The organism is Acaryochloris sp. IP29b_bin.137, from assembly GCF_028285745.1.
GTDB lineage: Bacteria > Cyanobacteriota > Cyanobacteriia > Thermosynechococcales > Thermosynechococcaceae > Acaryochloris.
Genome location: NZ_JANQOP010000279.1, coordinates 1 through 8,768, shown reverse-complemented (window position 1 = coordinate 8,768; position 8,768 = coordinate 1). Strand labels below are relative to the sequence as shown.

General features: G+C 47.2%; 9 protein-coding genes. 1 reads left to right on the top strand and 8 read right to left on the bottom strand.

The genetic code is table 11. From position 1 onward, the window contains the following. From Q0991_RS19670 to Q0991_RS19635, 8 genes are all read right to left on the bottom strand, one after another. Positions 1–672, bottom strand: a 672-nt coding sequence (locus tag Q0991_RS19670; RefSeq protein ID WP_299491723.1) for an ABC transporter transmembrane domain-containing protein, incomplete at its 3' end; no start/stop codon positions are given. Between the two features lie 43 nt (positions 673–715). Next, a complete protein-coding gene (locus Q0991_RS19665) occupies positions 716–1,927 on the bottom strand; it encodes a glycosyltransferase (protein WP_299491720.1) in 1,212 nt (403 codons plus the stop codon). 25 nt (positions 1,928–1,952) lie between these two features. Beyond that, positions 1,953–3,158, bottom strand: a complete 1,206-nt coding sequence (locus Q0991_RS19660; RefSeq protein ID WP_299491717.1) for a glycosyltransferase — start codon at positions 3,156–3,158, stop codon at positions 1,953–1,955. Then, positions 3,130–4,317, bottom strand: a complete 1,188-nt coding sequence (locus tag Q0991_RS19655; protein ID WP_299491715.1) for a glycosyltransferase — start codon at positions 4,315–4,317, stop codon at positions 3,130–3,132. Before Q0991_RS19655 ends, Q0991_RS19660 begins: the two co-directional genes overlap by 29 nt. 42 nt (positions 4,318–4,359) lie before the next feature. Further along, entirely contained in the window at positions 4,360–5,550 is a 1,191-nt protein-coding gene (locus Q0991_RS19650; RefSeq protein WP_299491713.1) for a glycosyltransferase, read from the bottom strand. Positions 5,551–6,091: 541 nt separating this feature from the next. After that, positions 6,092–6,448, bottom strand: a complete 357-nt coding sequence (locus Q0991_RS19645) for a response regulator transcription factor (RefSeq protein ID WP_299491711.1) — start codon at positions 6,446–6,448, stop codon at positions 6,092–6,094. A gap of 109 nt (positions 6,449–6,557) precedes the next feature. After that, positions 6,558–7,226, bottom strand: coding sequence for a response regulator transcription factor (locus tag Q0991_RS19640; protein ID WP_299491710.1), 669 nt, complete (start codon positions 7,224–7,226; stop codon positions 6,558–6,560). Between the two features lie 163 nt (positions 7,227–7,389). Beyond that, entirely contained in the window at positions 7,390–7,668 is a 279-nt protein-coding gene (locus tag Q0991_RS19635; RefSeq protein WP_299491708.1) for an acylphosphatase, read from the bottom strand. A 207-nt stretch (positions 7,669–7,875) separates the two neighbouring features. Here Q0991_RS19635 and Q0991_RS19630 point away from each other — a divergent pair, with 207 nt between their 5' ends. Next, entirely contained in the window at positions 7,876–8,715 is an 840-nt protein-coding gene (locus Q0991_RS19630) for a WecB/TagA/CpsF family glycosyltransferase (protein WP_299491706.1), read from the top strand. The last annotated feature ends 53 nt before the right edge of the window (positions 8,716–8,768 follow it).

Here is an 8,768-nt window from a genome sequence, read left to right as displayed (position 1 = left end):
CTCTGCAGCCGTCGCTGCCATTGCACTTTCGCGACGACGTTGCCGCTGGGAAATTTTGCGAATGCGCTGGGTAATACTGACGGTTGAGATCATAAAAACTGGCAGTACCGCCAAGGCAATTAACGCCAGTTCCCAATCCATCCAGAACATTACCCCAACCATGCAGAGTAGGGTAAAAATATTGATGAGTAAGGGTAGAGCATGGTTAATAATCACATCCCGCAGGCGATCCATATCGCTGGTGATGCGGGTGAGTAAGTCTCCACTTTTGGCCTGGTAATGAAAGGCTAAGGATAGCCGTTGCAGATGGCGATAGAGCTGACTGCGAATATCAGAAATCATTCGGCTCGCGGCTACCGATAGACTGACCAAGCTGATATAGGCAGACATGGCACTCAGTCCTGCCACCCCAACAATAGACAAGGCCAAAATCACAATCAAAACGGAGGGATTCACCTCTCCCAGAACAGGAGTGCCCGTACTATTGGCGTCGGGAAGCAACACATAGTCAAAGATTAGTTTGAGGGGCCAGGGACTTAAGAGGCGGGCCAACACCTCAATCACTAGACCGATAATGGAAATTGAAAGTAGGGCTTTTTCTTGACGGATCTGGGGCCAAAACTGGCGAATCACTTTGCCCAGACCTGGAAATATTTGGATAAATTGAGTCATCTTGGCTCACTCCGAACGGTTGTGGCAGGTAAGATGCCTGAATTTAGACGAGGGAAAGCGTTTTAGGGGCAACAGTCCCTAAAACTTGTTCGTAAACTTGTTGCCATTGGCGTTGTTCAACCGACGGGGCCATTTTCTGGAGGACGGTTTCTCTCGCCGCTAATCCAAGTCGTTCGCGAAGTTGGGGCTGGGTCATCAGGGATTGTAGGGCCTGGGCTAGGGCAGCACTATCGGCTGGATTGACTACCAATCCATTAAGGTTATCTTCCAGAATTTCGCCAATGGCATCGACGTGGGTGCCGACCACCGCTTTAGCCGCTAGCATCGCTTCTAGCAAGGCATTGGGACAGCCATCATGGAGGGATGGAATGGCAAAGATATCCATACAAGGCAGGTAGGCTAAGGCTTCAGTGCGACTGACTTTGCCGGTAATTACAATCTGATGGGTTAAGCCGCTATCTTCAATGACCTGCTGCCAGTATTCGTGTTCTTTGGCAACGAAATCACCCACAAATAGAAGAGTGAAAGGGGTGTTAAGTGTCAAAGATTGGCAGGCATCTAGCAGATATTCCAAGCCCTTCTTATCCCGGAAACTACCAACAGAGCCGATCACGGTTCCCTGTAGTTTGTGAGACAGTGTGGGCTGAGGTAAATTGCTGAAATCGAGAGGTGCGATCGCATTCCAAAATGCCGATGATCTAGCTCGAATGCTAGGGACTAAAGCACGAGCCCGCTGCATCAAATCTCGACTCACAAAGGTGGTCCAGGCAGAATTTTCTAGAGTCCAAGTAATTTGGCTAAACTGTTGGGGACTAAACGCATGCTTATGCAGATCCGCCCCCCGCACACTATTGATTACAGGAATGCCCGCCTCTTGTCCTAACAGGGTCGTCAGAAACCCCATTTCATTGATAAAAAAGGCATGTAGGGCATCAAACTGATATTGCCGATGCAGAAGCTGAAGTTGTCCGTATAGATCACAGAAATAGTCTTGTTCTTTTGCCTGAATCGACCGGACAGCGGGCTGCAAGCGATGGACAATCACACCATTCTGATGAGTGGTTTGGCAGCGAGGACGTTGGAATTTTCCTGCGGCAGCCATGGCACGCTGTTCACGAAATACAGCCCGAAAAACTGCGACATGGACATCAAACCCCAGATCGATCAGCATATGGGAAATGCGTTGAACCGACTCACCCACACCACCAATATCAGGTGGGAATTCCAGAGCAGTGATACAAATCTTGCGTTTCATAATCATGTTCTCCTAACAGGTCTATTTACCGAGCAAGGGCAACCGTCTGATTACAAAGCTGGCGCAAGCGCTTGGCCGTGTTTTCAGAGCCCTTGAGATTAATGGCATGGGAGGGCTTAGCCGTATGTAAGTGTTGGAGGATGGCATGGGCCAAAGCTGAGGGAGAAAGCTGGTCAGGGGACAACACATCAACCGCCCCCAGTTGGGCCAGTCTGGAGGCTCGAAGCCATTGCTCATCCGCTTGATCTGGGGAGGGGGAAGGCAGGATCAGAGACCGAACCTGGGTACTCAACACATTCATGGTGGTGTTGTATCCCCCCAAACTGATAGATAAATCAGCCCCCTCCAGGTAATCCATCAAATTCGGTGTAAATCGTTGCAGGGTAATGTTGGGTTGAGACGATGTTAGGGTTTGCAGGGAATCAAACTCTGACTCCGGCATAAACGGCCCTGCGAAAGCATAAATCTGGTGAGGAATAGCCTGTCGCAGAAGGGGACCCACCTCACCTATAGCTTTGAGCAAGGAATAGCCGTATCGCCCTCCTCCCACGCTGGCGACAATCCGAGGGGACTTTAGATCCTGTTGTTGTACAGACGAAGTGACTAGAGATTGAGCCACATACCCTGTGTAAAAGACTTCGCAAGTCAGGGCATGAGCGGAGGGGAAGCAAGCATCTAGGGATTGGAGATTGCGATCGCTATGGCAAAGCACTAAATCATAGAACTGTCGAATTTGATCTAGAATCCGAGCCTGCTTCCGAGCTAGTCCTTTCTCGCTCATGGATTGGGTCATAATCAGATCTCGGAGGCTGCAAACTACCTTGACTTGAGTTGCCTTAGCCCGCTCCAGCAAGGGCAGCAATTCAAAGGCCATTTTGTACTTACTAAAAGGGAAGCATTCAGTAATCACACAGTCCGGCTGGAATTGTTCGAATAGGGCAAGCAGTCGTTGTCGACGGGCGATCTTTACCGATTCAACTGATTGATTCAGGGCCATCAATTTACCCGCGTCTTCTCGCAAAGCGGGGAGATAAACAACCTCTACGCCATCTGGAACCTCGAACTGGTCAATCGGCTCTCCACCAATCACCAGACTAACCTGAAAGTCTGGAACCAAACTGCGGACAATTTCAGTACTGCGGACCAGGTGGCCCATTCCAGCCAAATATTGGCAATAAAATAGGATCTTCTTCATCGGACTATTAAGCAGCGACAGCAGGATGGTTGTCATAGGCAAGCGATCGAACCCTTTGAGCTGTTTGCCGTATCCCATCCAGATCAAATTGAGTCGATTGAGGCTTTTTCTTCAGGGCCGCTTCTACCCGCTGAGCTAAACGTTTAGGAATAGCAACATCAACCCTCTGCAGCGTCTGAGCTACCCCTAGCTCGTCTAACCGACGGACTCGTAGGGTTTGTTCCTGGTCGTCATTACCTGTAAATGGCAACATCAGCGCATTGACCCCAGTGGTCAGAATATTCATCGTGGTGTTGTATCCCGACATGCTGACGGAGAGATCTGCCTGCTGCATATAGGCGAGCAGATTAGGGGTATAGCGATGAATATGGAGGTTCGGGCAGTCTCGGCCAGCCTGTTTTAACTGCCAAAATACTGACTCAGGAATAAAAGGCCCCGCAAACATCTGAATATGATGGGGAATGCGCGTGGACAAGTATTCCGCTGCACCAACCATCCCCCTCAACAACTCATGTCCAAACCGACCTCCCCCGACACTGACCAGGATCATGGGAGCCTGCCGACTCAAGGCCCATCGATCCACCAACGTCAGGCGATTGGTTTCAGGTTGTTGGGCCACATACCCGGTATAGTGAACCTCACAATTGAGATCCCCAACCCGAGAGAAACTGTCTTTCAGGGGATGCAAGTTGGGGTCACCATGAATCAGTAATTGATCAAAGTATTGATTGATCAACCGACAGATCTTGGCTTCATGGCGGGCCTGATCCTGCTTGGTTACCACAATATCGCGCAGGCTACAGACCACTTTAGTGCCACTGGTCTTGGCGGCTTCCATTAGCGGAATCAGCTCAAAGGAAAACCGCCGGCGGCCAAAGGGGAAGAGTTCAACCATCAGCACATCAGGCTTAAAGGCCGCAATTTGGTTAAGGAGTAAGTGCTTACGAGTTTCCTGCACAACTTCCAAACTCAGGGACTGATCCACCGGACGCAGCTCACGAAACTCGGTGTCCGTTTTGATCGCAGGCAAGTTAACAACAGTAACGCCATTGGGAACTTGGAAGTTCTGAATCACTTCACCCCCATTGATAAAGCAAATCTCAAAGTCTTCCACCAGGCCCCGCACAATCTCCATACTGCGGATCAGGTGGCCCATGCCCAGAATATGTTGGCAATAAAACATCAATTTTTTCATAACTAGTGTCCAGAAATTTGAATTACAGCAAAGTAACCGTCCCTAGGCCAAAGCCGGTTCTCGATCAGGGGGGTAAACGAGTAGGTTGGATAGCTGATCAGCAATATTGGGTAGGCCGTTGAAATCGAGTTCTAAGGACGGGGTCACTCGATCCCCCAGTTGGGCCATCACTGCTTGCATTAAGGTTTTGGGCTGCAGGTGATCGGGGTGAATTGCGCGAATCAGTCCCTTGCGCATAAACCGCTCCGCCCGAATCAGTTGCTCTTGAGAAGGGGTAATCCGAGGCACCACAACCGTCCGTTTCTTTAGAGACAAAACTTCAGTCAGAGTATTGTACCCCCCCATAGAGACGACTGCATCGGCAGCATCTAGGTAGCCGAGGAGATTGTCTGTAAACACTTGAACGTCGACACCAGGACATTGCAGGGCTTGTTTCTGGATGTCTTGTTGCTGAGATAAGGGCATCTCTGGACCGCAGAGAATCACACTTCGCAACTTCACTTGGGAAGGAAGATGTTTTAACCCAGCAAGATAAGCTTTCACCAGTGGATAACCATCTTCCCCGCCCCCTGGCGTCACGAGGACCACCTTCTCAGAGGGCTTGATCCGTAGGAACCAGCGAAGTTCAGATCGATTTAAGCCATGAGCAGATTTACGGATGTAACCGCAGTAGCGAACTTGTTTGGCAACAGGAAGTGGGAACTGGTACTCTTGAGCCACATCAAACAGCTCAGCCATACCCACAACAAGGACTTGGTCATACCAGGATTGGATCGCCTCGTAATATCCCAATTGTTTCCATTCGCGAATCGTTTTAACAGGACTATCCAAAATATCTCTGAGTAACAGCACTTTTTTGGTTTCGGGCAAGTGGGCGTCTAAGTACTGAAGCGTGGCAGTCAATTCCTGCTGAATCCCATAAGGCTTTTTATCCACTAGCAGCACATCAGGCTTAAAGTGAAGGGCTGCGGAATGGATAAGATGAGAACGCCACCGCAAAGTTTCCTCTAATTCTGTGCCTAAATATTTGGCGGCTAGAGTTCCTGATTCTCCCCGATTGAGGCAAGGAAGTTTGATGTAATCCAAGCCTTTGGGTAACCGGAAGGCTTGTAGCATCGGTGAGCCTGATACCAAGAGAATGGATAGGTTGGATGGGTTCTTCAGCAGATACTCACAGATGGATAGCATTCTGCGGAGATTGCCAAGACCAAATGCATCATGAGAGTAAACCATCAGTCTCATTACATGGTCCTCCTAGGGTTGGGCAAATCAGTAGAATTAATGGATTCAGCGACTAGTTCCACAGAGTTTAAATCCGCAGGGTGGTCCTCCAAGCAGAGCAGCAAACCAACAGCCTTGACCTGGACACTCAGGCGATGAAGCTGAATTAAGCACACACCTGTGATGAAGCCAACGTGTCCAGTAACAATCACACAAACTCCCACGGAAAGGAACCTCTCCTAACTGCGCTGTTCAGTTATCTACACCCTGACAAGTTGGAGTGAAGGTTCAATGAAACTTATGTGAGAAAGGCTTCATGAGAGAGTGTTCATGAAAAATTTCTTACATTCAAAGTCTTAGATCCGCATTATCTTGATAGGCATAATGGCTGTTTTTCCATGTGTTGACTCAGTCTGAAATCAACCCTAAGCAGCCAAAAGTAGGCTCAATTAATGTTTAGCTTAGAAAGTATTGCTTCAAGCTTGCTAGTGTATTTTCTAATTTAATAAGGGTGTAAATCCATTTCCCCTAGAGAAAATCTGACTTAAAAATGCTATTCAGAGCTCGTATTTCGATTAATTGTTTTCAATAATTCAGAGAATGAAAAGGGTTTAGCAATAAAATCAGTTGCACCTGCTGCCAGCGAAATTTCCTCTTGATCAACCAGGGCTGTTATCACAATGATGGGTGGCGAATATCCTTGTTCACGAAGTGTTTGCAGCACGGTCAAACCACTCACTAGAGGAAGTCCCAGGTCTAGCAAGATCACATCATAAGCATCTTGATCAACCTGCTCTAGTGCTTGTTGACCATCGCTGACAACCGTAAGATTGAAGCCGTATTTGAGTAAACCCTTAGTAATAAAACGGGCAATACGCTCTTCATCTTCAACCAAGAGGACCCGTTTCATACTGAATAGAAATTGGACTGAGACAATCAGCTAATCATTTTGATCGATCAACTGACTGTAGCTTAATCAATACTTTGGAATCATGAGAATTTTCTCATCAAATCAAAAACTATGTTTTTAATCGATACCCAACACCACGAACCGTTTCGATCAGTGAATTCCCCAGCTTCTTGCGTAGGTAGCCCACATAAACATCAACAATATTGGATCCTGGATCATAGTCATATCCCCAAACACGGTCCAAAAGTTGTTGGCGACTAAGTACCTGCCCTGGATGGCGAAAAAAAGTTTCTGCCAAAATAAATTCGCGTGCAGGGAGTTCAATCCACTGTTCATCCACCTTTGCTTTTCGTGTCCTTAAATCTAAAACCACGTTGTACGCATTTAAAGTCAGTGTTTCTGAAGCCGATCGACTAGAGACGGACCTAAGGCGAACGCGCACTCGGGCGAGAAGCTCTTCAAAGCGAAAGGGTTTCGTCATATAGTCATCTGCTCCTCCTTCAAGACCAGAGACTTTATCTTGAATATCATCCCGGGCAGTCAAAATAATGATGGGTAGGCTGGAACCCTGGCCTCTCAAATCAGCCAGTACATCTAAACCATCTCGATCCGGTAAGCCCAAATCTAATATTAGTAGTTCAAATCCGTCACTCAGAGCAAGGGAAAGAGCTTGTTCAGCGTCCCCAACCGTTGTAGTTGTGTAACCGTGGCTCTTCAAACCTTTCTCAATAAAGGATGCAATTCTGGGTTCGTCCTCTGCAATGAGTATATGAGGCATCGACAAAGACTACATATATGATATGACGATTACTTTCATGACGATCTTAGTCTTCACGACAGTTCCCCGACAAATAAACCTCCAAATAGCAGTATGTATGGGCTATGGATCTACACCCCAACTCTAGAGAAAAGTTATACATTGCAAAGGAAAAGCAGTGTCGTTATCTTCTGATTTCAAATTGTTCAAAATGTTGGGCGGGCTGTTCTTCAATCTCAATACCTTCTACATGCGCGGCAGGGGGGCCTTGACCGCACCACTGCATCATGGCATCGACCGAATCACGCTTCCCTTCCACCATCACTTCAACACGACCATCCTCTAGATTACGAACCCAGCCGACTAGATCAAGGGCTTGAGCTTTCAACACTGTATGGTAGCGATATCCGACTCCTTGAACTCGCCCCGAAATCAGGGCTCGAAGGCAAATAAGATTGGGCATGATTTTCTACCATTACTGATAGCGCTGAGTAAAGGCGTTATTACTGCCATTAAATTGTATTGATGGAGGAAATTATTCCAGCAATATATTTATCAAATGTAATTTTTAATAAAATTCTAGAATAAAAATAACAGTTTATTTCCTTTCTTGTGTAAGATATTCTTGTATTGACTGTTACATTCACCCCACAGTTGGAATCTTTGATTGATGCGATCTACAACATCTGTTCTAGAGCGAAATAACTTCAACAAAACTGTGAATGAACCTACTCGCCTAGATATTATCGGTTCAAAAGTTACGGCAGCACCATTTAATACATTAGTGGGAGTCATTTTTGAATGGACAAAGCGACGCGATAGCAAAACGGTGTGTGTTGCCAATACCCATATGCTAGTAGAAGCCCACCAAAGACCGAGCTTCAGCGAAGTGATTCTACAAGCTGACATGGTGACTCCCGATGGGATGCCATTAGTCTGGATGCTCAGACTAATGGGGGCAAAAAATCAAGATAGAGTTGCGGGTTTAGATCTATTGCGAGCACTTTGCAAGAAGGCATCTCAAGAGAACATTAGCGTCTATTTCTTGGGTTCCATGGATCTTATTCTTCAGAGAATGAAGCATCGATTGCAGGATGAATTTCCCCATCTGATTATTGCCGATATGGAACCCTTGCCCTTTAGATCCCTGACTCCAGCGGAAGATGAATCCTTGATTCAAAGAGTGAATGAGAGTGGGGCCGGCCTGGTCATGGTTGCCTTAGGTTGCCCAAAACAAGAATGTTGGATGGCAGCTCATAAGGGCAAAATTGAAGCGGTTATGGTTGGTTTGGGTGGAGCATTTCCCGTGTATGCAGGAATACACCGTAGGGCGAATAAATGGCTTAGAAGCCTGGGCCTGGAGTGGCTGTTTCGTTTACATCAAGAACCGAAGCGGTTGTGGAAACGCTATGCCACATCTATCCCCCTCTTTATCTATTTAGCGATCAAACAGTTGTGTCATCGTTCTTTGGGGATGACAAGGGTTTCACAATGTGTTCTGAATCAGTGATAGCGCCCTCATGCCTCTCTGGTAATTGAGTCGTTTATGGGGTTTCAGTTGCA

What these genes read in the sequence shown, in the direction of transcription:
- Q0991_RS19665 (WP_299491720.1), bottom strand. Translation starts at nt 1,927, where the DNA reads ATGAAACGCAAGATTTGTATCACTGCTCTGGAATTCCCACCTGATATT.
- Q0991_RS19660 (WP_299491717.1), bottom strand. Translation starts at nt 3,158, where the DNA reads ATGACAACCATCCTGCTGTCGCTGCTTAATAGTCCGATGAAGAAGATC.
- Q0991_RS19655 (WP_299491715.1), bottom strand. Translation starts at nt 4,317, where the DNA reads ATGAAAAAATTGATGTTTTATTGCCAACATATTCTGGGCATGGGCCAC.
- Q0991_RS19650 (WP_299491713.1), bottom strand. Translation starts at nt 5,550, where the DNA reads ATGGTTTACTCTCATGATGCATTTGGTCTTGGCAATCTCCGCAGAATG.
- Q0991_RS19645 (WP_299491711.1), bottom strand. Translation starts at nt 6,448, where the DNA reads ATGAAACGGGTCCTCTTGGTTGAAGATGAAGAGCGTATTGCCCGTTTT.
- Q0991_RS19640 (WP_299491710.1), bottom strand. Translation starts at nt 7,226, where the DNA reads ATGCCTCATATACTCATTGCAGAGGACGAACCCAGAATTGCATCCTTT.
- Q0991_RS19635 (WP_299491708.1), bottom strand. Translation starts at nt 7,668, where the DNA reads ATGCCCAATCTTATTTGCCTTCGAGCCCTGATTTCGGGGCGAGTTCAA.
- Q0991_RS19630 (WP_299491706.1), top strand. Translation starts at nt 7,876, where the DNA reads ATGCGATCTACAACATCTGTTCTAGAGCGAAATAACTTCAACAAAACT.